The 24,264-nt window shown below is 70.2% G+C and carries 22 protein-coding genes; 11 read left to right on the top strand and 11 right to left on the bottom strand.

What is annotated here, in order from left to right; translation table 11 throughout:
- Positions 1-149: 149 nt before the first annotated feature.
- From ABTU92_RS15030 to zapE, 5 genes are all read right to left on the bottom strand, one after another.
- Entirely contained in the window at positions 150-542 is a 393-nt protein-coding gene (locus tag ABTU92_RS15030; RefSeq protein WP_408091978.1) for a hypothetical protein, read from the bottom strand.
- Between the two features lie 129 nt (positions 543-671).
- A complete protein-coding gene (gene sucD, locus ABTU92_RS15025) occupies positions 672-1,556 on the bottom strand; it encodes a succinate--CoA ligase subunit alpha (RefSeq protein ID WP_408091976.1) in 885 nt (294 codons plus the stop codon).
- Positions 1,556-2,725 carry an ADP-forming succinate--CoA ligase subunit beta gene (sucC, locus tag ABTU92_RS15020; RefSeq protein ID WP_408091974.1) on the bottom strand — a complete coding sequence of 390 codons (1,170 nt, stop codon included), beginning with the start codon at positions 2,723-2,725 and terminating at the stop codon, positions 1,556-1,558. The genes sucD and sucC overlap by 1 nt, the downstream gene beginning before the upstream one ends.
- A 286-nt stretch (positions 2,726-3,011) precedes the next feature.
- Positions 3,012-3,977, bottom strand: a complete 966-nt coding sequence (mdh, locus tag ABTU92_RS15015; protein ID WP_408091972.1) for a malate dehydrogenase — start codon at positions 3,975-3,977, stop codon at positions 3,012-3,014.
- 232 nt (positions 3,978-4,209) lie between these two features.
- On the bottom strand, positions 4,210-5,382 hold the full coding sequence (gene zapE, locus ABTU92_RS15010; protein ID WP_408091970.1) for a cell division protein ZapE: 1,173 nt from the start codon (positions 5,380-5,382) through the stop codon (positions 4,210-4,212).
- Positions 5,383-5,743: 361 nt separating this feature from the next.
- On the opposite strand from zapE, the gene ABTU92_RS15005 reads away from it, so the two are divergent.
- The gene (locus ABTU92_RS15005; RefSeq protein ID WP_408091968.1) at positions 5,744-6,379 is read left to right on the top strand and encodes an N-acetyltransferase family protein; all 636 of its coding nucleotides are present in this window, start codon (positions 5,744-5,746) and stop codon (positions 6,377-6,379) included.
- Here the strand turns inward: ABTU92_RS15005 and thpR are convergent.
- Both thpR and ABTU92_RS14995 read right to left on the bottom strand, forming a co-directional pair.
- On the bottom strand, positions 6,334-6,897 hold the full coding sequence (gene thpR / locus ABTU92_RS15000; RefSeq protein WP_408091966.1) for an RNA 2',3'-cyclic phosphodiesterase: 564 nt from the start codon (positions 6,895-6,897) through the stop codon (positions 6,334-6,336). The two genes, ABTU92_RS15005 and thpR, sit on opposite strands and share 46 nt — an antisense overlap.
- Positions 6,898-7,041: 144 nt before the next feature.
- Positions 7,042-7,674 (bottom strand): arylesterase, encoded by a 633-nt coding sequence (locus tag ABTU92_RS14995; protein WP_408091964.1) that lies wholly within the window; start codon positions 7,672-7,674, stop codon positions 7,042-7,044.
- A gap of 220 nt (positions 7,675-7,894) precedes the next feature.
- Here ABTU92_RS14995 and ABTU92_RS14990 point away from each other — a divergent pair, with 220 nt between their 5' ends.
- The 4 genes from ABTU92_RS14990 to ABTU92_RS14975 all read left to right on the top strand — a co-directional run bounded on the left by ABTU92_RS14990 (position 7,895) and on the right by ABTU92_RS14975 (position 13,345).
- Positions 7,895-8,656 carry an ABC transporter ATP-binding protein gene (locus tag ABTU92_RS14990; RefSeq protein WP_408091962.1) on the top strand — a complete coding sequence of 254 codons (762 nt, stop codon included), beginning with the start codon at positions 7,895-7,897 and terminating at the stop codon, positions 8,654-8,656.
- Positions 8,653-11,241 (top strand): ABC transporter permease, encoded by a 2,589-nt coding sequence (locus ABTU92_RS14985; protein WP_408091960.1) that lies wholly within the window; start codon positions 8,653-8,655, stop codon positions 11,239-11,241. The genes ABTU92_RS14990 and ABTU92_RS14985 overlap by 4 nt, the downstream gene beginning before the upstream one ends.
- A 237-nt stretch (positions 11,242-11,478) precedes the next feature.
- On the top strand, positions 11,479-12,300 hold the full coding sequence (locus ABTU92_RS14980) for a Bax inhibitor-1/YccA family protein (RefSeq protein WP_408091958.1): 822 nt from the start codon (positions 11,479-11,481) through the stop codon (positions 12,298-12,300).
- A 283-nt stretch (positions 12,301-12,583) separates the two neighbouring features.
- Positions 12,584-13,345: a Bax inhibitor-1 family protein gene (locus ABTU92_RS14975; RefSeq protein WP_408091956.1), complete on the top strand. Its 762-nt coding sequence runs from the start codon at positions 12,584-12,586 to the stop codon at positions 13,343-13,345.
- A 100-nt stretch (positions 13,346-13,445) separates the two neighbouring features.
- Here the strand turns inward: ABTU92_RS14975 and ABTU92_RS14970 are convergent, their stop codons facing one another.
- From ABTU92_RS14970 to acnA, 3 genes are all read right to left on the bottom strand, one after another.
- Positions 13,446-13,829, bottom strand: coding sequence for a DUF2794 domain-containing protein (locus ABTU92_RS14970; RefSeq protein WP_408091954.1), 384 nt, complete (start codon positions 13,827-13,829; stop codon positions 13,446-13,448).
- A gap of 427 nt (positions 13,830-14,256) precedes the next feature.
- Positions 14,257-15,261: a DUF1223 domain-containing protein gene (locus ABTU92_RS14965; protein ID WP_408091952.1), complete on the bottom strand. Its 1,005-nt coding sequence runs from the start codon at positions 15,259-15,261 to the stop codon at positions 14,257-14,259.
- A gap of 317 nt (positions 15,262-15,578) precedes the next feature.
- Entirely contained in the window at positions 15,579-18,284 is a 2,706-nt protein-coding gene (gene acnA / locus ABTU92_RS14960) for an aconitate hydratase AcnA (RefSeq protein ID WP_408091950.1), read from the bottom strand.
- 225 nt (positions 18,285-18,509) lie between these two features.
- Between acnA and ccmA the strand changes: the two genes are divergently transcribed.
- The 5 genes from ccmA (at position 18,510) to ABTU92_RS14935 (ending at position 21,773) form a co-directional block, all read left to right on the top strand.
- A complete protein-coding gene (gene ccmA, locus ABTU92_RS14955) occupies positions 18,510-19,115 on the top strand; it encodes a heme ABC exporter ATP-binding protein CcmA (RefSeq protein ID WP_408091948.1) in 606 nt (201 codons plus the stop codon).
- Positions 19,116-19,359: 244 nt separating this feature from the next.
- Positions 19,360-20,028 (top strand): heme exporter protein CcmB, encoded by a 669-nt coding sequence (ccmB, locus tag ABTU92_RS14950; RefSeq protein ID WP_408091946.1) that lies wholly within the window; start codon positions 19,360-19,362, stop codon positions 20,026-20,028.
- Between the two features lie 187 nt (positions 20,029-20,215).
- Entirely contained in the window at positions 20,216-20,950 is a 735-nt protein-coding gene (locus ABTU92_RS14945) for a heme ABC transporter permease (RefSeq protein WP_408091944.1), read from the top strand.
- A gap of 5 nt (positions 20,951-20,955) precedes the next feature.
- Entirely contained in the window at positions 20,956-21,183 is a 228-nt protein-coding gene (gene ccmD / locus ABTU92_RS14940) for a heme exporter protein CcmD (protein ID WP_408091942.1), read from the top strand.
- Positions 21,180-21,773 (top strand): DsbE family thiol:disulfide interchange protein, encoded by a 594-nt coding sequence (locus tag ABTU92_RS14935; RefSeq protein ID WP_408091940.1) that lies wholly within the window; start codon positions 21,180-21,182, stop codon positions 21,771-21,773. Before ccmD ends, ABTU92_RS14935 begins: the two co-directional genes overlap by 4 nt.
- A 260-nt stretch (positions 21,774-22,033) precedes the next feature.
- Here ABTU92_RS14935 and proB read toward each other — a convergent pair whose 3' ends face one another.
- Positions 22,034-23,200, bottom strand: coding sequence for a glutamate 5-kinase (proB, locus tag ABTU92_RS14930; protein ID WP_408091938.1), 1,167 nt, complete (start codon positions 23,198-23,200; stop codon positions 22,034-22,036).
- Positions 23,201-23,484: 284 nt separating this feature from the next.
- Here proB and ABTU92_RS14925 point away from each other — a divergent pair, with 284 nt between their 5' ends.
- Positions 23,485-24,225, top strand: a complete 741-nt coding sequence (locus tag ABTU92_RS14925) for a DUF72 domain-containing protein (RefSeq protein WP_408091936.1) — start codon at positions 23,485-23,487, stop codon at positions 24,223-24,225.
- The last annotated feature ends 39 nt before the right edge of the window (positions 24,226-24,264 follow it).

Raw genomic sequence — 24,264 nt, 5'->3', positions numbered from 1 at the left:
ACCGCCGCGGCCGGAGCCCCTATTTAGGCGCCTTCCCGCGCCGCGACAACGATTTCATGAAGGAGAATCGGGGTAGGAGTGAATCAATTTTCACCAAACTGGACGGCGGTTCGGGTTCTTAACGCCGTGCAGCCTTCGGCCCGACGGCGTCAGCCGCGGACGCCCTTGGCAATCGAGACGGCGAGGTTCGGGTTGGCCGGGTTGGGGATCACGTCGCGGGTCGCCGGCACGACGACGAGGTCCATGTCCTCCATCGGGATGGCGCCGAGCAGCACCTCGGTGCCGAGCACCATGGCCCCGGCGACGCCGCGGCGATTGGCGACCGAGATCAGGATCGGTCCGACATAGGGCACCCGGCGGCGCGACCCGTCGGCGAGCGTCACCTCGCGGCGGTCGAGCTCGTCCAGCGCCAGCTGGAGCGCCACATGCTCGGGAATGCAGAGGTGGAGCGCGCCGGTGTCGGCGAGCGCCGGCGCCTCGACGGCCGCGAGGTCCGGCCGCCGGGCGTTCTCGAGGCGAACCTGGGTGCCGGCGGACAGCATGGCGGCGCGGCGTCCTCGGCTTCACCTCTCCCCGCCGAGGAGAGGTCGGATCCCGCGCGACCGCGCGAGATCCAGGTGAGGGGGCGCCGCGCCATCCAGCCGGTGGTGCGGGCCCGGCGAGGGAGCCTCCTACTTCTTCAGGATCTCGGCGAGCGTGGTGCCGAGGCGCGCCGGCGACGGCGACACCTTGATGCCGGCCGCTTCCATCGCCGCGATCTTGCTCTTGGCGTCGCCCTTGCCGCCGGCGATGATCGCGCCGGCATGGCCCATGCGGCGGCCGGGGGGCGCCGTGACGCCGGCGATGAAGCCGACCATCGGCTTCTTGCGGCCGCGCTTCGCCTCGTCGATGACGAACTGCGCCGCGTCCTCCTCGGCCGAGCCGCCGATCTCGCCGATCATGATGATCGACTCGGTCTTCGGGTCGGCCAGGAACTTCTCCAGCATGTCGATGAACTCGGTGCCCTTCACCGGGTCGCCGCCGATGCCGACCGCCGTGGTCTGGCCGAGCCCGACCTGGGTGGTCTGGAACACCGCCTCGTAGGTGAGGGTGCCGGAGCGCGACAGCACGCCGACCGAGCCGGGCTTGAAGATGTTGCCCGGCATGATGCCGATCTTGCACTCGCCGGCGGTGAGCACGCCCGGGCAGTTGGGGCCGATCAGGCGCGACTTGGAGCCGTCGAGCGCCCGCTTCACCTTCACCATGTCGAGCACCGGAATGCCCTCGGTGATGCAGACGATCAGCGGGATCTCGGCCTGGATGGCCTCGCAGATCGCGTCGGCCGCGCCGGGCGGCGGCACGTAGATGACCGAGGCGTCGGCCCCGGTCTTCTCGCGCGCCTCGGCGACGGTGTCGAACACCGGCAGGCCGAGATGGGTCGAGCCGCCCTTCCCGGGCGAGGTGCCGCCGACCATCTTGGTCCCGTAGGCGATCGCCTGCTCGGAGTGGAAGGTGCCGTTCTTGCCGGTGAAGCCCTGGCAGATGACCTTGGTGTTCTTGTCGATCAGGATGGACATCAGGCGTTCCCCCGCACGGCCTTGACGATCTTCTGGGCGGCGTCGTCGAGATCGTCGGCCGACACGACGTTGAGGCCGGAGTCGGCGATGATCTTCTTGCCGAGCTCGACATTGGTGCCCTCGAGCCGCACGACCAGCGGCACCGCGAGCCCGACCTCCTTGACGGCCGCACACACGCCCTCGGCCAGCACGTCGCACTTCATGATGCCGCCGAAGATGTTGATCAGGATGCCCTTCACCTTCGGGTCGGCGGTGATGATCTTGAACGCCTCGGTGACGCGCTCCTTGGAGGCGCCGCCGCCGACATCGAGGAAGTTGGCCGGCTCCTCGCCGTACAGCTTGATGATGTCCATGGTCGCCATGGCGAGACCGGCGCCGTTGACCATGCAGCCGATGTTGCCGTCGAGCGCGACGTAGGAGAGGTCGTGCTTGGAGGCCTCGATCTCCTTCTCGTCCTCCTCGGTCAGGTCGCGCAGCGCCACGATGTCCGGATGGCGATAGAGCGCGTTGCCCTCGAACGAGATCTTGGCGTCGAGGCAGATCAGCTTGCCGTCCTTGGTGACGACCAGCGGATTGATCTCCAGCATGGTCATGTCCTTGGCGACGAAGGCGCCGTAGAGCTTGTTGACCAGCACCTCGGCCTGCTTGGCGAGATCGCCCTTCAGGCCCAGCGCCTGGGCGATGCGGCGGCCGTGATGCGGCATGATGCCGGTCGCCGGATCGATCGAGAACGACACGATCTTCTCGGGGGTCTCGGCGGCGACGTGCTCGATGTCCATACCGCCTTCGGTCGACACCACGAAGGAGATGCGGCCGGTGCCGCGATCGACCAGCGCGGAGAGGTAGAACTCCTTGTCGATCGCCGAGCCTTCCTCGATGTAGAGCCGGTGCACCTCTTTTCCACGCGGCCCCGTCTGGTGCGTGACCAGGATCGAGCCGAGCAGGCGCTTGGCCTCCTTCTCGACGTCCTCGACGCTCTTCACGACCTTGACGCCGCCGGCCTTGCCGCGGCCGCCGGCGTGGATCTGCGCCTTCACCACCGTGACGGCGGAGGCGAGCTCCTTGGCCGCCTTGACGGCCTCGTCGACCGAGAAGGCCGCGACGCCGCGCGGCGTCGGCACCCCGAACTCGCGCAGCACCGCCTTCGCCTGGTATTCGTGAATGTTCATGCCACACCCCCGCTCGCGTCCGGCGGCGCCGGACGGCGTTGCCACGCTTCAGTGTCTCGGTTCGGGGCGCCGGGCCGAAGCCGCGCGCGCCCCGAGGTCGCTGTCGTATCGTTTCCGGCTGACCGGCTCGCCGTCGTTCCGGGGCGCGGCGGAGCCGCGAACCCGGAATCCAGCGGCAAGCTCCGAACTCTCGGCTGGATTCCGGGTTCGGCGCTGCGCGCTGCCCCGGAATGACCACCGGATCAATCAGCCGGACGCCGTCACGGAACGTCGCGCCGGAACCGCGTCAGGCCGCGAGGTCGGGCGCGATCTTCTTGCAGGCCTCGATCAGGCCCTTCACGGCATCGGCCGACTTGTCGAAGGCGGCGCGGTCGCCACCGGCCAGCTCGATCTCGACGATGCGCTCGACGCCCTTGCTGCCGATCACCACCGGGACGCCCACATAGGTGTCCTTCAGGCCGTACTCGCCGGCGAGATGGACGGCGCAGGGGAGCACCCGCTTCTTGTCGCGAAGATAGCTCTCCGCCATGGCGATCGCCGAGGCGGCCGGCGCGTAGAAGGCCGAGCCGGTCTTCAAGAGGTTGACGATCTCGGCGCCGCCGTTGCGGGTGCGGTCGATGATCGCGTCGAGGCGGGCCTGGGTGGTCCAGCCCATCTTCACGAGGTCGGGCAGCGGGATGCCGGCGACGGTCGAGTACTTGGCGAGCGGCACCATGGTGTCGCCGTGGCCGCCGAGCACGAAGGCCGTCACGTCCTCGACCGACACGTTGAACTCGTCGGCCAGGAAGTAGCGGAAGCGCGCCGAGTCGAGCACGCCGGCCATCCCGACCACCATGGTCTTGGGCAGGCCCGAATACTTCTGCAGCGCCCACACCATCGCGTCGAGCGGGTTGGTGATGCAGATCACGAAGGCGTTCGGCGCGTACTTGCGGATGCCGGAGCCGACCTGCTCCATCACCTTCAGATTGATGCCGAGGAGATCGTCGCGGCTCATGCCGGGCTTGCGCGGCACGCCCGCCGTGACGATGCAGACCGAGGCGCCCTCGATCGCCTCGTAGGAGTTGGTGCCGGCGTAGCGGGCGTCGAAACCGTCGACGGGCGAGGACTCGGCGATGTCCAGGGCCTTGCCCTGGGGAATTCCTTCGGCGATGTCGAACATCACGACGTCGCCGAGCTCCTTCAGCCCGACGAGATGGGCCAGCGTGCCACCGATCTGACCTGCGCCGATCAATGCGATTTTGTGCCGTGCCATTGTGGGGAAGTCCTCGAACTTTTGCTGTCCGGTGGGGGTTTCGGGTGTTATCGCGTTCCCGTGATGCGTTCAAGTCGCGCCCCGCCGTCGCGACCGTATTCGCACCCTGGGCCTAATCCGCGCGACCAGCGGCGCGCGAAAGCCATGGTCGACAGTTCTTCCCGGCTGCATCCGCCCGGCCGCTCCAGCCGACCCGCCACGGCGGGGCGACGTGTCATAAGGTCCCGGTTCGTCACGTCTCGACGAGACCGGCGGTGTCGCCCGACATGGTGCCGCGCTGGCCGTGCGGCAGCTCGAGATAGCTCTCCGAGCCCATCTCGATCAGCCGCGACACGGTGCGCTTGAACTCGTTCGCCTCGTAGCCGACGGTCGCGTGATAGAGGCCCTCCGGCTCGGCGTCGGCGGAGGCGACCAGCTTCACGCCGTGATCGTAGAGCATGTCGATCAGGGCGATGAAGCGCTTGGCCTCGTTGCGCTTGGCGAAATCCATCACCGGCACGCGGTCGATCACCAGCGTGTGGAACTCGTGGGCGATGCGCAGATAATCGGAGGCGCCGAGCGGCTGCTCGCACAGATCGTGGAAGCTGAAGCGGGCGGCGCCCATGCCGGCGCGCGGCACCTTCACGACGCGGCCCTTCACGGTCATGGTGTGATGCGTGGTCTCGTGGCCGCCGGTCAGCCGGTGCCAGGCGTCGTCGAGCGCCGCATCGGCCGTGGCGTCGGCCGGGGTGTGCCACACCGGCACGCCGGCGAGCTTCTCGCGCCGATAGTCGGTGCGGGCGTCGAGCCGCAGCACCTCCATGTGCTCCTTCAGGAGCCCGATGAAGGGCACGAACAGGGCGCGGTTGAGCCCGTCCTTGTAGAGCTCGTCCGGCACGACGTTGGAGGTCGCGACCACCACGACCCCGCGCTCGAACAGCTTCGTGAACAGCCGCCCCAGGATCATGGCGTCGGCGATGTCGGTGACGTGAAACTCGTCGAAGCACAGCAGCCACGCCTCGGCGGCGAGATCGCCGGCCGTCAGCGCGATCGGGTCGCCACCCGAAATCTCGCCGGCCTTGAGGCGGCGGCGATAGACGTGCACGCGCTCGTGGACGTCGGCCATGAACTCGTGGAAATGGGCGCGGCGGCGCTTCTCGGTCGGGCTCGTCGCGTAGAACAGGTCCATCAGCATGGTCTTGCCGCGACCGACCTCGCCGTGGAGGTAGAGCCCGCGCACGAAGGGCCGCCGCTTCGCCTCGCGGCCGCCGAACAGCCAGCCCAGCGCCGAGGACTTCTTGGCGATCCGCGCGGTGGCGAGGCGCTCCTGCAGGGCCCCGAGCGCCTCGACGACGCGCCCCTGGGCGCGGTCGCGCTCGATCTCTCCGGCCGCGACGAGGGCGGCATATCGCTCGGTGATGGACAATCAGCGTTCCGGGTCGCGGGATCGGGTTTCGTTTAGCCGGCGGGGCGGTCGATCCACAAGCACGATGTTCATGATTCACTGCGTCTTCTGCGACCGACCCGGGCGGGTCGCCGGGGACGGAACGCCGCATGCAACTTTTGTCTATAAGCATTCGCGCATAACGAGAATCCCCTCGACCCTTACGACAGATCAAATTCCCGGAATACCAGCGCTGCGATAGTGACCCCTGGCGTCGGGGGACGCCGTACTTATGTTGCAGTGCAACAAGAGTCGTCGGACCGAGAGTCCGGTCCGGGACAGTCCGGACGTGCACGGGGAAACGCCGGGGACCGAAGACGCGCAAGCGCAGGAGACCCCCGGAATGCAGGAAGTGTTCATCGAAGGCGGATTGATCCGCAAGCTGTGGCCGATCGAGGCGCGCTCCTATCGCGAGCATCTGTTGCGGCTCGACGCCGAGAGCCGCCGCAATCGCTTCGGCGGCGCCGTGTCGGACGAGATGATCCGCAGCTATGCGGCGAAGATCGACGCCGACACGATCATTCACGGCTTCTTCGTCGACGGGGTTCTGCGCGGCGCCGCAGACCTGCGGATGATCCCGCCGGCCAGCAGCCACGAGGCCGAGGCTGCATTCAGCGTCGAACGGCCCTGGCAGAGCCACGGCGCCGGCTCGGCGCTCCTGGAGCGGTGCCTGCTGGTCGCCCGCAACCGCGGCATCAAGCTGATGCATGTCGCCTGCATGGCCGAGAACCACCGGATGCAGCAGCTCGCGCGCAAGTTCGAGGCCGAGTTCTCGTTCGATTTCGGCACCGTGGTCGGCAAGGTGCAGAACGCCCGGCCGACCCCGCTCTCGGTGATGCGCGAGATCCTCACCGACGGCCACAGCCTGGCCGCCGCGTATCTCGATTTCCAGGTCCGCCTGCTGCGCCCGACGGCCGGCGCGGCCGCGGCGGCTCAGCCCTCCGCCGGGCCGGCGAGCGCCTCGGCCCGCAACGGATAGGCGGCCTCGACCACATAGGGACCGCCGCCCGTCGAGGCGCGCGACGACATCAGCACGAATCGCTCGACCGGGAACGCGGCCGAGCGGAAGTCCGCCCGGGCCGCCAGATAGTCGGCGACCTGGCGCGACGAGGTCTGGCGCAGCCGCGCCAACGTGACGTGCGGCGAAAACTTCCGCCCCTCAGCCGGGATGCCGATCCGCTGCATCAGCCGCTCGTGCTCGGCCTGCAGCTCGACGAGCGGCGGGACGGCCGGCGCCGCGGCGAAGACGGCACGCGGCTTGCGGCCCCCGAAGGCGTCGAGCCCGTCGAGCACGAGATCGAAGGCGGCGCGCCGCACCCCGGCCAGCACCTGGACCACGTCGTTCGCCAGCGCGTCGTCGATGTCGCCGATGAAGCGCAGCGTCAGGTGATAGTTTTCGGGATCGATCCAGCGCGCCCCCGGCAGGCCGCCGCGCAGCATCGACAGCCGCTCGCCGATATCGGCGGGAATCTCCAGGGCGGTGAAGAGTCTGGGCATCGCTTTCGTCCGGGTTTCGCTCTCCGGGTCATTCCCGGGCGCGGGCCGAAGGCTCGCGAACCCGGAATCCAACCATACGCTCCGAGATCGCGGCTGGATTCCGGGTCCGGCGCGGTGCGCCGGCCCGGAATGACGGCACCGCCGTCACTTGCCGTCGCGGCGGGCCGCGGCGCGGCCGACCAGCGCCTCGACCTTGGGCAGGATGCGCTCGACGATCACGGCGATGCCCTTGGCCTCGGGATGCATCCCGTCGCGCTGGTTGAGGCCGCGCTCGGCCGCCACCCCGTCCAGGAAGAACGGATAGAACAGCACGTCGTGCTTTTCGGCCAGATCCGGGAAGATGCGGTCGAAGGCCTGCTTGAACTCCGGTCCCATGTTGGGCGGCGCCAGCATGCCGGCGAGCAGCACCGGCAGGCCGCGCGCCTTCAGCCGCGTCAGGATCTCGTCCAGCGCCGTGCGGGTGACGGCCGGGTCGGTGCCGCGCAGTGCATCGTTGGCGCCGAGCTCGACGATCACGCCGTCGACGTCGTCGCCGACCGCCCAGTCGAGCCGGGCGAGGCCGTCGGTCGCCGTGTCGCCCGACACGCCGGCGTTGACGACGGTGACGGGCCGGGGCGTGCGACCGTTCGCCGCGAGCGCCTTCTCCAGCCGCACCGGAAACGAGTCGGCGGGCGGCAGGCCGTAGCCGGCGGTGAGCGAATCCCCGAGCGCGACGATCTTCAGAGGGGGCGGCGTGGTCTGGGACGTCGTGGTCTGGGACGTTGTGGTCTGGGCCATGGCGCCTGACGTACCCGCCAAGGCGAGCAGCGTCACGCCGGCGAGCCCGGCGACCAGGGCGGCGCGCCGGCCCGGCTGGACCCGGCGTCCCGGCGTCCCATATGAGGGAGGCTGCCGTCGCGCCCGGACCCAGCCTTCCCGGGACCGCGCCGGCGCTGGGGCGCGGCCGACCGGCACTCCCGTCTCCTCCCGCCACGGACGGCGCAGCACAGACCCGACAATGGACGACACAAGCTCCAAGACCACACGCTCCGAGATCATTCGCTCCCTCGCACCCGCCATCTCGCTGTCCGGCGTCGACCTGTCGCTCGGCCGGGATGCGGCGCGGGTCCACATCCTGAAAGACATCGCCTTGGATATAGGGCGTGGCGAGGCGATCGGCCTCACCGGACCGTCGGGATCGGGCAAATCGACGCTGCTGATGGTGATGGCGGGGCTCGAGCGGCCGGATTCCGGCGCGGTCGTGGTCGACGGTACCGATCTCGGCGGCCTCGACGAGGACGCGCTGGCGCGGTTTCGTGGCCGCAAGATCGGCATCGTGTTCCAGTCCTTCCACCTGATCCCGACCATGACGGCGATCGAGAACGTCGCCGTGCCGCTGGAGCTGGCCGGCAACCGCGACGCCTTCGACATCGCCCGCGCCGAGCTCGCCGCGGTCGGGCTGGGCGAGCGGCTCGGCCATTACCCGTCCCAGCTCTCGGGCGGCGAGCAGCAGCGCGTCGCGCTCGCCCGCGCGCTGGCCCCCGCGCCTTCGATCCTGGTCGCCGACGAGCCGACCGGCAATCTCGACGAGGCGACGGGCCGCGGCATCGTCGACCTGATGTTCGCCGGCCAGGCCGAGCGCGGCATGACGCTGGTGCTGGTCACCCACGATCCCGGCCTCGCGGCGCGCTGCGACCGCGTCGTGCGCATGCGCTCCGGCCGCATCGATGCCGACACCGCGGCCGGCCGGGCCGGCACGCCGGCGATGGCGACGCGATGACGGCCGCCGACGTTCCCGTCGGCGACGCGCCGACCCGCTCCGTGACGGTCTCGCGCTGGCGCACGCTCCTGCGCATCGCGACCCGCGACCTGCGCGGTGGCCTGTCCGGCTTCTCGGTGTTCATCGCCTGCATGGCGCTCGGCGTGATGACCATCGCGGGCGTCGGCTCGATCTCGCGCAGCCTCTCGGAAGGCATCGCCCAGCAGGGCCGCGCGATCCTGGGCGGCGACATTTCGTTCAATCTCGTGCAGCGCGAGGCGAGCCCGGACGAGCGGGCCTTCATCGCCGCGAGCGGCGACCTCTCGGTCGCGGCCGCCATGCGGGCGCTCGCCCGCACGCCGGACGGCAAGTCGACGCTCGTCGAGCTGAAGGCCGTCGACGCCGCCTACCCGCTCTACGGGCAGGTCGAGACCGACCCGCCGGCGCCGCTGTCGGCCCTGCTGGCGCGCGACGGCGACGCCTTCGGCGCCGTGGTCGATCCGCTGCTGCTGGCGCGGCTGGGTCTCGAGCGCGGCGCCCGGGTGACGGTCGGCGCGGCCACGCTGGTGCTGAACGGCAGCATGGTGCGCGAGCCCGACCGGCTCGCCGGCGGCGTCGGCTTCGGGCCGCGCGTGCTGGTGAGCGAGGATGCACTGCGCGCCTCCGGCCTTCTCCAGCCCGGCAGCCTGGTGCGCTGGCTCTATCGCGTGCGCCTGCCCGGCGATCCGATCGCCGCGTCCGAGGCGGTCGAGACGGCGGCGAACCGGCGCTTCCCCTCCGCCGGCTGGGAGGTGCGGGCGAGCGGCAACGCCTCGCCGGCGCTGGAGCGCAACATCGACCGCTTCACCCAGTTCCTGACGCTGGTCGGGCTCACCGCCCTGCTGGTCGGCGGCGTCGGGGTCGCCAACTCCACCCGCCACTATCTCGACCGCAAGCGCGACACCATCGCGACGCTCAAGTCGCTCGGCGCCACCGGCGGCCAGGTGGTGGGGCTCTACTTCGCCCAGATCCTGCTGCTCGCGGCGATCGGTGGCGCGATCGGGCTCGCGCTCGGCGCCGCCCTGCCCTTCGTGATCGCCGGCGCGCTCGGTGCCGTGCTGCCGCTGCCGCTGGCGCCGACGCTCCATCTCGACGTGCTCGCGCTGTCGCTGCTGTACGGACTCCTCACCGCCGTCGCCTTCGCGGCATGGCCGCTCGGCCGCGCCCACGACGTGCCGGTGTCGGCGCTGTTCCGCGACGCCGTGACGCCCGACCAGCGCCGTCCGCGCCGGCGCTACATGGTGGCGACCGCGCTCGCCGCGCTGGCGCTCGCGGCGCTCGCCGTCGGCGCCTCCTACGACCGGCGCATCGCGCTCGCCTTCGTCGGATCGGCGGTCGCCGTGCTGCTGCTGCTGCGTCTCGTCGCCACCGCCGTGATGGCGGCGGCGCGCCGCGCGCCGCGGGCGCGTTCGGCGGTGCTGCGGCTCGCCGTCGCCAACATCCACCGGCCGGCCGCTCTGACCCCGACCGTCGTCATCTCGCTCGGGCTCGGCATGGCGCTGCTCGTCACCATCCTGCAGGTCGACGGCAACCTCCGCCACCAGCTCACCGCGACGCTGCCCGAGCGGGCGCCGTCCTTCTTCTTCCTCGACATCCCGACCCGCGATGGCGCCCGCTTCGACGCGCTGGTGAAGGCACGGGGCGAGGTCGCGACACTGGAGCGCGTCCCGATGCTGCGCGGCCGGATCGTCGCGGCGAACGGCGTCAAGGCCGAGGACCTGAAGATCCGCCCCGACGCCGCCTGGGCGCTGACCGGCGACCGCGGCATCACCTATTCGGGCACGGTACCGGAGGGCTCGCGCGTCATCGAAGGGACCTGGTGGGGCGAGGACTATCGCGGCCCGCCGCTCCTCTCGCTGGAGAAGCGCATCGCCGAGGGGATCGGCCTGAAGCTCGGCGACACCCTGACCGTGAACGTGCTCGGCCGCGACATCACGGCCCGCATCGGCAACATCCGCACCGTCGACTGGCAGTCGCTCGGCATCAACTTCGTGCTGGTGTTCTCGCCCGGCGCCTTCGCCGGGGCCCCGCACACCGACATCGCCACCGTGACGTTCCGCGACGGCGGCACGCCGGCCGAGGAGGCCGCGCTCCTGAACGCGGTGGCGCAGGGCTTTCCGGCCATCACCCCGGTGCCGGTCAAGGACGCGCTCGGCGAGGTGGCGCGCGTCGTCGGCAATCTCGCGCGCGCCGTGCAGGGGGCGAGCGGCATCACGCTCCTCTCCGCCGTCCTGGTGCTGGCCGGGGCGCTCGCCGCGGGTCATCGCCACCGGGTCTACGACGCCGTGGTGCTCAAGACGCTCGGCGCCACCCGCCGCCAGCTGGTCGGCGCCTACCTGATCGAATACCTGCTGATCGGCGCCGCTGCCGTGCTGTTCGGCATGCTGGCCGGCTCGGTCGCCGGGTGGCGGATCGTCGCGGGCCTGATGAACCTGCCGTTCGTCTGGCAGGCCGTCCCGGCCCTGGCGGCGGCGCTCGGCGCGCTCGCCGTGACGGTCGCCTGCGGCCTCGTCGGCACCGTCGCGGCGCTGGGGCGCAAGCCCGCCGGCGTGTTGAGGGCTCTTTAACCATTCGGCGGCCAGGTGAGGCCGCGACGTCTTCGACGCCGCGGCTTTGCGACAACACGCCGCGATACAAATGCCGGTTGGGCCAAGCGAATTCGCGGTTTGCGACAATCCGTCGCCGACGCGCCGGAGCGGCCGCTCGCATATAATGGGCACACATCGAGCCGTCCCATCCCGACGGCTCGACCCGCGGGGCGACACGCCGCGGATTGGCGGACAACACGAGAAGGGGGTTCGACGATGTCGGACTACGAGCGTCAAACGATCGGGGCGGCCTACGGGACGGTGCCGCGTGCCGAGGCCGCGGCCATCGACGCCGGCCTGCGCGCCTACATGCTGCGCGTCTACAACTACATGGTCCTGGGCCTCGCGATCACCGGCCTCGCCGCCCTCGGCATCTACATGCTGTCGGTCACGGGCGACCCGGCCTCCGCGGCCCGCGCGGTGATGCGCGGCGGCGTCGAGGGCCCGGCCCGCATCGGCAGCATGTACCTGACCCCGATCGGCTACGCGGTGTTCGTCTCGCCGCTCAAGTGGCTCGTGATGCTGGCCCCGCTCGGCCTCGTCTTCGCGCTGTCCTTCGGCGTCGAGCGCATGCGCCCGGCGACCGCCCAGATGCTGTTCTGGGTCTATGCCGCGCTGGTCGGCCTGTCGCTCGGCTCGATCTTCATGGTGTTCACCCACACCTCGATCGTGCGGGTGTTCTTCATCACGGCGGCCTCGTTCGGCGCGCTCAGCCTGTGGGGCTACACGACCCAGCGCGACCTGTCGGGCATGGGCTCGTTCCTGATCATGGGCCTGTTCGGCATCATCATCGCGAGCCTGGTGAACATCTTCCTCGGCTCGACCATGATGCAGTTCATCATCTCGGTGATCGGCGTGCTGGTCTTCGCCGGCCTCACCGCCTACGACACCCAGCGCCTGAAGAACGAGTACATCTACGGCGCCATGGAGGGCGAGGTGATGGAGCGCTCCGCCATCATGGGCGCGCTGTCGCTCTACCTGAACTTCATCAACCTCTTCACCATGCTGCTGCAGCTCTTCGGGCAGCGCGAGGAGTGACGCCGCGGCTGGACGCGAGCGTCGACCGACCGACCGGGGCCGCCACGCGGCCCCGGTTCGTTTTTAGACGCCAGGGCTACGCGCGGTCCGCCGCGTAGCCCTCCGAAGGGCCTGCGCGAAGAGAAAATCCGTTTACGACGTCGCCCGATGGCGAAAATGTCATGCGGCGCGACGCCCCGGCGGGCTTCACCGCGACGCGCCGGCGTCCTACATTCCGGCCAGGTTTGATGGGTGCGGGCTCCCCCCGAGCCCGCCCTCGGGTGGACAGAAAGGATCTTCCCCCATGTCGGACTTCGATCGCCATACCATCGCGTCCCGCGGCTATGCGGGCGACCGCGCCGCCGCGGTCGACCAGGGCCTGCGCGCCCACATGATCACCGTCTACAACTACATGGCGCTCGGCGTGGCGCTCACCGGCATCACGGCGTGGCTGACCTATCAGCTCGCCGTGGTCACCGACGCGGCCGGCAACATCACCGGCCTGACGGCGTTCGGGCAGACGCTGTTCGGCAGCCCGCTGATGTGGGTGCTGGTGCTCGCCCCGCTCGGGTTGGTGTTCTTCCTGAGCTTCCGCATCAACAGCCTGCAGGCCGGCACGGCCCGCACGCTGTTCTTCGTCTATGCCGGCCTGCTCGGCCTGTCGCTCGCCTCGATCTTCATGGTCTACACGGCGGCGTCGATCACCCGGGTGTTCTTCATCTCGGCCGCCGCCTTCGGCGCGCTGAGCCTGTGGGGCTACACGACCCAGAAGGACCTCTCGGGCATGGGCTCGTTCCTGATCATGGGCCTGTTCGGCCTGATCATCGCGAGCCTGGTCAACATGTTCCTGAAGTCGAGCGGGCTCGACTGGGCGCTGTCGGTCGCCGGCGTGCTGATCTTCGCCGGGCTCACCGCCTGGGACACCCAGAAGATCAAGGAGATGTACGACGTGAACGACGACGGCACGCTGGCCGGCCGCAAGGCCGTGATGGGCGCGCTCTCGCTCTATCTCGACTTCATCAACCTGTTCCTGATGCTGCTCCGCTTGGTCGGCGACCGCCGCTGACGCGGCCGGCAGCACCCAAGACACGCTCCCGAGACGAAACGCCCCGGCCTTGCGCCGGGGCGTTTTCGTTTCCGAGACCGCGCGGTCGCGGCGTCCGCCCTCAGCTCACCACGCGCAGGCTGACCCGGTCGAGCTCGCGCAGCACGCGGTCGAGCTCGTGTCCGACCTTGACGATCAGCCCGGTCGCCGAGACGACCCGCCAGGCGCCCTGGCGGCGCGACAGCTTGGGATTCTTTTCGATGCGATAGAGCGGCACCTCGGCGGTGCGGCGGAACACCGAGAAGACGGCCCGGTCCTTGTGGAAATCGATGGCGTAGTCGCGCCACTCTCCGGACGCGACCTTGCGGCCATAGAGGCCGAGGATGCGGGAGAGCTCGAACTTGTTGAAGGTGACGCGGGAGGGGGTGGCGGGGAACGCGGCGAGCACCGCTCCCTCGCCCGCGCGGGACTCGCTCGGGTCAGTGTCGCCAAGCTCGAGGCTCATCCGGCTCCTCCTGGTGAGTGTCGTCGTCCCGTCATGATCACCTTCGGGCCGCCGGAGAGCAAGGGCGACCGGGACGACGTCTGGCCGCGGCCCGGGCGGTGCGTGCCGCCCCGCCGCCCCTCCGGCAACGCCGCGGTCACGGCCTCTCACGGACCGATCACGCATTCGTCAATCGCTTCATAAGTTTGCCGGAATTCGGCCGCGCCCCGGCCGGGCCGGGATGCGATCACATCAGCGTCGGCCTAGGGTCCGGTCCGAGAAGAGAACCGGTTCCTCAGCCCCCCAGCCCCCCGGGCTCGTAAGGGCCGGACCCTGGCGTCGATGGACGGAGCGGCTTCGGCCGCCCGTCCGGGATCATCCCGATAGACAGCAAAAGGGCCGGTCCTGCCGGCCCTTCTTTTTTTGTTCCGGCGCGCAGGGCGCGTCGTCAGTGCAGCCGCTCGAAGGCCGCACCGTAGATCGCACCGGGCGCCTTGGCGGTGCCACCCTGGATCAGCACCGCGACCGCGTCGATCTTCTCGCTGATCCGCTCGCTGCGCAGATCCGCGACCGGCACCGACCAGGTGCGCTGCGCCCCGGTCCAGTCGCCGAGCTTCACCCAGCGGCGCACGACGTTGCTGTAGACGATGGTGCGGCCCCGATTCTCGCCGCGGCCGACCGCGACCTCGACGGCCGAGCTGACGCCGAGCAGCCAGACCTCGCCGGTGGTCGCCGGGACGGGGGCACCGGTGCCGGCCGCCACGGCGGGACGCGCGCCCTCGGTGCTCACCGACACCTTGCCGTCGGCGACCGACACGCGCACCGGAACCGACATCGCCATGCCCCGGGCGCGGCCGCGCGTCACCGCGGCCTCGATCGCCGTCCGGTCGCTGCCGAGCGCATGCACCGTGCCGTTGACGACCACCTGCGGCGTGTAGACGGAGCGGTCGCCGCGCGCCTGCGCGTAGGCGGTCTGGCGGGCGGTGTGGCGCGGATCGGCGAGCGTGTCCTTCCAGCCGAGATAATCCCAGTAGGTGATCGGCAGGCTGACCGCGACGAGGGTCGGGTCCGTCTTGAGCTCGGACAGCACCCGGTCGGCGGCCGGGCAGGACGAGCAGCCTTGGCTGGTGAACAGCTCGACCACGGCGCGGACCTGACCACCGAGCGCCGCCGGCAGCGCCGGGCTGGACTGGGCGGAGGAGAGCTGGGGAGCGCCGGCCGACGGCGGCGGTTGTACCGAGAGGGAGCGGGTCGCCGGTGGCGCGGCGGCGGGCGCTTGCGTCACGGGCGCTTGTTGGATCACGGGTGCGTATTGCGTCACGGGTGCCTGGGCGGCGGGCGCCTGGCCCGGAGACGGGGCAGAAGGCTGCGCGCAGGCCGGCGCGATCACGAGGCCGGATCCGATCAGGCCGAGCACGAGACCGCCGGTCCATCGCGCGCGTCTCGTTGTCATGGTCGACCTCGTCATCACATGAGGCGCGTCCGCGGGGGCGGCGCACCGGGCGGTCCGTTGCGACGGACCGGATGTGTTGTCCTCGAAGGGCCTGCGGCGTCCGGAGGGCGCGGGGCGGCGACACGATCGTCGCCGCACGACCTGGATAGTACGGCCTCGGCGTCGGCCGCCACTCACTTCGGAGTGAGGCCGTGTTTGCGCGTAGCCACACAGGATTGCACCGAATCGATCGGCGATTCGCGCGGCGATTCGATTCGGGTCGTGGACGATCGGCCGCCGCGCGAGCACGACGGCCGATCGGTGATGCGGTCCGCCGATCAGGCAGCGAGCTGGCGCAGCACGTAGTGCAGGATGCCGCCGTTGCGGAAGTACTCGAGCTCGTCGAGCGTGTCGATCCGACAGATCAGCGGCACCTTCTTCACCTTGCCGTTGCCCATGGTGATCTCGGCCGTGAGCGTCTGGCGCGGCTTCAGATCGGCGCCGAGACCGCGCAACGTGACCCGCTCGTCTCCCTTCAGCCCGAGCGACTGCCACGAGGTGCCCTCCTCGAAGACGAGGGGGACGACGCCCATGCCGATCAGGTTGGAGCGGTGGATGCGCTCGAACGACTGCGCGATCACAGCCCGGATGCCGAGCAGCACCGTTCCCTTGGCGGCCCAGTCACGCGACGAGCCGGTGCCGTACTCCTTGCCGGCGAACACCACGAGCGGGACATTCTCGCTCTTGTAGCGCATCGCCGCGTCGTAGATCGGCATCTGCTCCTTCGACGGGTAGTGGATCGTCACGCCGCCTTCGACGCCCGGCACCATCTGGTTCTTGATGCGGATGTTGGCGAAGGTGCCGCGCATCATCACCTCGTGATTGCCGCGGCGCGTGCCGTACTGGTTGAAGTCGAGCGGCTTCACCTTGTGGTCGATCAGGTACTGGCCGGCCGGCGACGTCACCTTGATCGAGCCCGCCGGCGAGATGTGGTCGGTGGTGATCGAGTCGAGGAACAGGCCGATGACGCGCGCCTCGACGATGTCGCTGGTCGCGCCCGGGGTCTTGCCCATGCCGGTGAAGTAGGGCGGGTTCTGCACGTAGGTCGAGCCGTTGTCCCACGCATAGGTGAGGCCGCCCTTGACCGAGATCTTGGCCCAGTTGGCGTCGCCCTTGAACACGTCTGCGTACTTCTTGGCGAACAGCTGCTTGGTCACCGCCTTCTTGACGACCGCGGCGATCTCCTTGCTGGTCGGCCAGATGTCCTTGAGGAACACCTTCTTGCCGGCCTTGTCGACGCCGAGCGGGGTCTTCACCGGATCGAAGTTCATGTTGCCAGCGATGGCGTAGGCGACGACCAGGGGCGGCGAGGCGAGATAGTTCGCCCGCACGTCCGGATTGACCCGGCCCTCGAAGTTGCGGTTGCCCGACAGCACGGCCGCGGCGACCAGGTCGTTCTCGTTGATCGACTTCGAGATCTCGGCCGGCAGCGGGCCGGAATTTCCGATGCAGGTGGTGCAGCCGAAGCCGACCAGGTTGAAGCCGAGCTTGTCGAGATCCTTCTGCAGGCCGGACTTGGCGAGATACTCGCCGACCACCTGCGAGCCGGGGGCGAGCGAGGTCTTCACCCACGGCTTGACCTTGAGGCCCTTGGCGACCGCCTTCTTGGCGACCAGGCCGGCGCCGAGCATGACGCTCGGGTTCGACGTGTTGGTGCACGACGTGATCGCCGCGATCACCACGTCGCCGTGACCGAGATCGTGATCACGTCCCTCGACCTCGACCCGCTTGCCGATCTCGCCGGGCTTGCCGAACTCCTCGGCGAGCGCCGCCTCGAAGCCGGCCTTCACCTTCTTGAGCGGCACCCGGTCCTGCGGCCGCTTCGGGCCGGCGAGCGACGGCTCGACCTTGGCGAGGTCGAGCTTGAGCACCTCGGTGAACACCGGGTCCGGCGTGTTGCGGGTGCGGTACATGCCCTGCGCCTTGGCATAGGCCTTGACCAGCGCCACCCGGGCGGCGCCCCGGCCGGTGCCGAGCAGGAACTCCAGCGTGTCCTCGTCGACCGGGAAGAAGCCGCAGGTCGCGCCGTATTCGGGCGCCATGTTGCCGATGGTCGCGCGGTCGGCGATCGTCAGGCCGGCGAGGCCGGGACCGAAGAACTCGACGAACTTGCCGACCACGCCCTTCTTGCGCAGCATCTGGGTGACGGTGAGGACGAGGTCGGTCGCCGTCACGCCCTCCTTGAGCTTGCCGTCGAGCCGGAAGCCGACCACCTCGGGCAGCAGCATCGAGTAGGGCTGGCCGAGCATCGCGGCCTCGGCCTCGATGCCGCCGACGCCCCAGCCCAGGACCGAGAGGCCGTTGACCATGGTGGTGTGCGAATCGGTGCCGACCAGCGTGTCCGGATAGGCGATCTCGGCCTCGACGGTCTTGCCGCCGACCGTGGCCTTGCCCTTGGCGCTCCACACGGTCTGCGACAGGTATTCGAGATTGACCTGGTGGCAGATGCCGGTGCCGGGCGGGACCACGCGAAAATTCTCGAAGGAGCGCTGCGCCCACTTGAGGAACTTGTAGCGCTCCTGGTTCTGCTTGTACTCCTCGTCGACGTTCTTCTTGAAGGCGTCGTTCGAGCCGAAATAATTGATGATCACCGAGTGGTCGATGACCAGGTCGACCGGAACCAGCGGGTTGATCTTCTTCGGGTCGCCGCCGAGATTCTTCATCGCGTCGCGCATCGCCGCGAGGTCGACCACGGCCGGAACGCCGGTGAAGTCCTGCATCAGCACGCGGGCCGGGCGGAACGCGATCTCACGGCTCGAGGTGCGCTTCTTCAGCCAGGCGGCGACGGCCAGGATGTCGTCCTTGGTGACCGTGCGCCCGTCCTCGTGGCGCAGCAGGTTCTCGAGCAGCACTTTCATCGAGAAGGGCAGGCGGGAGATTCCCGCGAGCCCGTTCTTCTCTGCGACCGGCAGGCTGTAATACACGTAGCTCTTGTTGCCGACCTTGAGGGTTCGGGTGCACTTGAAGCTGTCGATTGCGGTCATGAGGGTGGTTCCGTTCCGGCCGGGAGCCGGATGCCTGTCGACGAGAGCACCCCGTGGCGATAGTGATCGCCTGTGCTGCGGCACCGGGCTGTCGTCTGGTGGGTGATGGGCACGGTGGCTGCTTATAAGAGCTTTCTTGGAATTCTGCTACATCGTCGCGATTCTAAACAAGTCAACGGGGGACGGAGGCCGGCCGGGCCGGCTCCGGGGGCGGTCGAGACCGGGATGGACCTGATCGGAAGCGATCTCGCCTGCGTGCGGGGACAGCGCGAGATCTTCGCCGGGCTCGATTTCCGGGCCGCCGGCGGCGAGGCCCTGCTGCTGGTCGGCCCCAACGGGGCGGGCAAGAGCTCGCTGCTGCGGCTGATCGCCGGGCTGGTGCATCGGAGCGCCGGGACGCTGACGCTCGACGGCGGCGATCCCGAGCTGACCGTGCCCGAGCAGGCCCATTATCTCGGCCACCAGGACGCCCTGAAGACGTCGCTCAGCGTGACCGAGAACCTCGCCTTCTGGATCGACTTCCTGGGCGGCGACCGCGGCCGCATCGGTGCCGCGCTCGACGCCGTGGCGCTCGCCGAGATCGCCGACCTGCCGGCCGGCTACCTGTCGGCCGGGCAACGCCGGCGCCTGTCGATCGCCCGGCTGGTGGCTGTCGACAGGCCGGTGTGGCTGCTCGACGAGCCGACCGCGGCACTCGACGTCGCCTCGCAGGCCCGCCTCGCCGGCCTGATGAAGGCGCATCTCGCCGGCGGCGGCATCGTCGTCGCCGCCACCCACGGCCCCCTCGGCCTCGACGACACGCGCGAGCTGCGGCTGGGAGAGGTGGCGTGAACGCGGTGTCGGGATTTTACTTGCTCGGAGATCGGGGCTCCCCCCCCTCCCTGGCCCTCCCCCACAAGGGGGGAGGGAACGCTGGAGGCGCCAGCGCTATCTCCATGGCGCGGATGAATCACTTGAAGGGGTGTGTTTCGGAGTCGCGGCAGACCTCGGCCTGCTCCCTCCCCCCTTGTGGGGGAGGGGTGGGGAGGGGGGTAGCCACGATCGGGCCTGTCGGGCGCAAGCAAGGAGCCCGGACATGACCGCACTCCGTGCCCTGCTCGTCCGCGACCTCAAGATCGCGCTGCGGGTCGGCGGCGGCGCCATGATGGGGGTGCTGTTCTTCCTCACCGTGGTGACCCTGATGCCGTTCGCCATCGGGCCCGATCTCGCGCTGCTGCGCCGGATCGGCCCGGCGATCCTGTGGATCGGCGCGCTGCTCGCCTCGCTCCTCGCCCTCGACCGGCTGCTCGCCGCCGACCACGACGACGGCTCGCTCGACCTCCTGCTGATGGGCCGGGTGCCGATCGAGCTCGCGGTCGCTGTGAAGGGGATCGCGCACTGGCTCGCCACCGGCGTGCCGCTGGTGATCGCGGCGCCCATCCTCGGCCTGTTCCTCAACCTGGAGCCGAGCGCGCTCGGCGCCGTGGTGCTGACCCTGCTGGCCGGCACTCCGGCCCTCACCTTCACCGGGCTGATCGGGGCGGCGCTGGCGACGTCGCTGCGCCGCGGCGGGCTCCTGCTGCCCGTCCTGGTGCTGCCGCTCACCGTGCCGGTGCTGATCTTCGGGGTCGCCGCCTCCAATGCCGCGATCGTCGGCCCGGTGCCGTTCGGCACCCCGTTCACGATCCTGTGCGCCCTCACCCTGGTCAGCCTCGTGATCGGTCCGGTCGCCGCCGGCGCGACGCTTCGCCACGGGATGGAGTGAGGCCCCCCGGCCGGTCATTCCGGGGCGCGGGCCAGCGGCCCGAGAACCCGGAATCCAGCGACGGGCTCGGCATTCGCGGCTGGATTCCGGGTTCGCGGCTTCGCCGCGCCCCGGAATGACGAGCCCCCTCGCCCCTCCGTAGAAGTGCCGCATTGCGCCGCCATGGCGTGCGGACTAAGAGACAGCCATGGCCTGGATCGACCTCGCCAATCCGACCCGCTTCCTGCGCCTCGTCGACCGGGTTCTGCCCGTCGTCGCCGGGCTGTCCGTCGTCGCCTTCGCGGTCGCCCTGTGGGGCATCGCCGGCGCGCCCGACGACTATCAGCAGGGCGCCACCGTCAAGATCATGTTCATCCACGTGCCGGCCGCGTGGCTCGGCATGTTCTGCTGGGGCATGATGTCGGTGTCGGCGCTCGGCACCCTGGTGTTCCGCCATCCGCTGGCCGACGTCGCCGCCAAGACCGCGGTGCCGCTCGGCGCCGCCTTCACGTTCGTCTGCCTGGTCACCGGCGCCCTGTGGGGGCGGCCGATGTGGGGCACCTACTGGGTGTGGGACGCGCGCCTCACCTCGGTGCTGGTGATGTTCGTGATGTATCTCGGCCTGATGGCGCTGTGGAACACGGTCGAGGACCCGAGCCGGGCCGGCCGCGCCGCCGCGATCCTGACGCTGGTCGGCGCCTTGAACCTGCCGATCATCAAGTTCTCGGTCGACTGGTGGAACACCCTGCACCAGCCGGCGTCGGTGGTGCGGGTCGACGGCCCGACCATCCACCCGTCCATCCTGATGCCGCTGCTCGCCATGACGCTGGCCTTCACGCTCCTGTTCGTCGCGCTGCATCTCGCCGCGATGCGCAACGAGGTCTTGAGGCGGCGGGTGCGGACGCTGCGCCTCCTGCAGGCGCAGAGCGCGCGCGGAGCGTGACCGCCATGGGCAGTGCCGCGTTCCTCGGGCCCCACGCCGTGTTCATCGTCGGCTCCTATGCGGTGACGACGATCGTCGTCGTCGTGCTGGTCCTGTGGGTGTGGCTCGACGGCCGTCGCCAGGCCCGCCTGCTCGCGGATCTCGAGGCGCGCGGCGTCCGCCGCCGCTCGGCCGAGGCGCCGACGGCCACGGCGCCCGGCGCGGCCGCCGCCGTCAAGGAGCCGGCCGCATGACCACGGTCCCGTCGGAGGCAGGGAGCGCGCGACGCCGCTGGATCCTGCTGCTGCCGCTCGTGATCTTCATCGCGCTGGCCGGCCTGTTCCTCTACCGGCTCGGCGCCGGCGACCCCTCCGCCCTGCCCTCCGCGCTGATCGGCCAGCCGGCGCCCGCCACCACGCTGCCCGGCATCGCCGGGCTCGAGCGGGACGGCAAGCCGGTGCCGGGGATCGACTCGGCGGACCTGAAGGGCGCCGTCACGGTGTTCAACGTGTGGGCATCGTGGTGCGTGCCGTGCCGGGACGAGGCGCCGCTCCTGATGCGGCTCGCCGAGGACAAGCGCATCCGCATCGTCGGGCTGAACTACAAGGACGAGCCGGCGAACGCGATCAAGTTCCTGGAGCGCTACGGCAACCCGTATCACGCCACAGGCGCCGACATCCGCGGCCGCGCCGGCATCGAATGGGGCGTCTACGGCGTCCCCGAGACCTTCGTGCTCGCCCGCGACGGCACCATCGCCTACAAGCTGGTCGGCCCGATCACGGCGAAGAACCTCGACACGGTGCTGAAGCCGGAGATCGAGAAGGCGCTGGCGAAGGGGTCATAGGCGGGCGCGCCTGAAAGCCACGGCATCGTGTCCCGGGCGGAGCGCGCCGCGTCAGCGGCGGGCGCAGACCCGGGACCCAGAACTCTCGCCACTGACAGTTCAGATGCCCGCGATAACGCGGCGACGAATGCTAACTCGTCATGCCCGGCCTCGTGCCGGGCATCCACATCTTGGAGCCGTCCGGCAACAAGGACGTGGATGGCCGGGACGAGCCCGGCCATGACGGAAGAGGTGAGGACCGGACGCGTCTCGCGACCGCCCTACCCCCACGCCACGACGAGGTCGTCGCGGTGGATCACGGCGGTGCGGCCGTGGGTGCCGAGGATCTTCGGGATGTCGGCCGAGGAGTGGCCGCGCAGGCGCTCGGCGTCGGCGGCATCGTAGGCGACCAGGCCGCGGCCGATCTCGTGGCCGTCCGGCCCGCGCACCAGCACCGCATCACCGCGGGAGAACTCGCCCTCGATGCGCACGATCCCGGCCGGCAGCAGGCTCTTGCCCCGGCGCAGCGCCGCGACGGCGCCGGCGTCGATGTGCAGCGTGCCCTTCGGCTCCAGCGAGCCGGCGATCCACTTCTTGCGCGACGTGACGGGATTGCCGGCAGCCAGGAACCAGGTGGCGCGCGCCCCGTCGGCGACGGCGCGCAGCGGGTGGTCGACCCGGCCCGAGGCGATCACCATGTGGGTGCCGCCGGTCGTCGCGATCTTGGCGGCCTCGATCTTGGTGCGCATGCCGCCCTTGGAGAGCTCGGAGGCCGACTCGCCCGCCATGGCCTCGATCTCCGGCGTGATGCCCTCGACCACCGGGATCAGCGTCGCGTCGGGGTTCTGCCCCGGCGGCGCCGTGTAGAGCCCGTCGATGTCGGAGAGCAGCACCAGGAGGTCGGCGCTCGCCATGGTGGCGACGCGGGCGCCGAGCCGGTCGTTGTCGCCATAGCGGATCTCGTTGGTGGCGACCGTGTCGTTCTCGTTGATCACCGGCACGGCCCGCCAGTCGAGCAGGCGCGCCATGGTGGAGCGGGCGTTGAGGTAGCGGCGGCGCTCCTCGGTGTCGCCGAGGGTGACGAGGATCTGCCCGGCCGTGATGCCGTGGCGGCCGAGCGCCTCGGCCCAGATGCGGGCGAGCGCGATCTGGCCGATCGCCGCCGCCGCCTGGCTGTCCTCAAGCGCCAGCGGGCCGCGCGGCAGCCGCAGCATCGAGCGGCCGAGCGCGATCGCCCCCGACGAGACGACCAGCACGTCGCGGCCCTCCTGATGCAGCCCGGCGATGTCCTCGACCAGCGAGGCGAGCCACGCCGCCTTCAGCCCGCTCTCCTGGTCGACCAGCAGGGCCGAGCCGACCTTGACGACGATGCGGCCGAAGTCGCGCAGCGCCGGCAGCCGGCCCAGTGGCGCGGCCGTGGCGGCTTCGGACGGGATGGAGCCGGACATCTGGCGGCCGACGGTTCTTCTGGACGAGGACGACGGGTGACGGGTCACGGACGGCACGACGCGCAGGAATGAAACGACAGCGATGGCCTTGGCATCCCACACCGGAGCCGGGTTGGCAATCGAGGCGACAGAACCGCCGTCTCGGACGGAGGTGCCGAGGTAAAGCCTCGTAATCACTGCGAAACCGAGTTGCGAGGCGGGGGTTTACACCGTGAGGGCGGCCGTCTGGTGCCGCCATTGGGGGTGCCTCCGGGCGCGCCGCATGCGGAAAAGGAGGCCGGCCCGTGCCCGATTCGTCGATGGTCCATATCGGAACCTCGGGCTGGAGCTACGACGGCTGGCGCGGCGTGTTCTTTCCGGGCGACCTGCCCAAGCGGAAATGGCTCGCCTGGTACGGCGGCCGCTTCACGACCACCGAGATCAACGGGTCGTTCTACCGCACGCCGCCGCTCGGCGCCGTCTCGGCGTGGCGCGACCAGACGCCGGAAAACTTCGTCTTCGCCTGGAAGGCGTCGCGTTTCATCACCCATTGGAAGCGGCTGTCGCCGCGCACCGCCGAGAGCCTGAAGCTGATGGAGACCCGGCTCGCGATGCTCGGGCCGAAGGCCGGACCGGTGCTGTTCCAGCTCCCGGCCCGCTTCGGCGTCGACCACGAGCGGCTGCGGACCTTCCTCGACCTGCTGGCGCCCGGCCGCCCCTATGTGCTGGAGGTGCGCGACCCGAGCTGGTTCGACGACGAGGTATTCGCGCTGCTGCGCCAGCACGACGTCGCGCTGTGCCTCTCCGACCACCGCGACGCCCGCACGCCGTGGCAGCTCACCGCCCGCCACGTCTATGTGCGCGGGCACGGGCCACAGGGCGACTATCGCGACCGCTATCCGGAGGCGACGCTGCGCGACTGGGCCGACCACATCCGCACCTGGCAGCAGCAGATGCGCACCGTCTACGTCTATTTCGACAACGACCAGAAGAGCGCCGCCCCGCACGACGCCGCGCGGCTGAAGGAGATTCTGGAGGAGGGGTGAGGCCCTGGTCATCCCGGGGCGCGGGCGCAGTCCTCTCCG

The sequence above is a fragment of the Rhodoplanes sp. SY1 genome, assembly GCF_046000175.1.
GTDB lineage: Bacteria > Pseudomonadota > Alphaproteobacteria > Rhizobiales > Xanthobacteraceae > Rhodoplanes.
The sequence above is the reverse complement of the archived record's forward strand: the minus strand, read 5'-3'. Positions and strand labels throughout refer to the sequence as shown.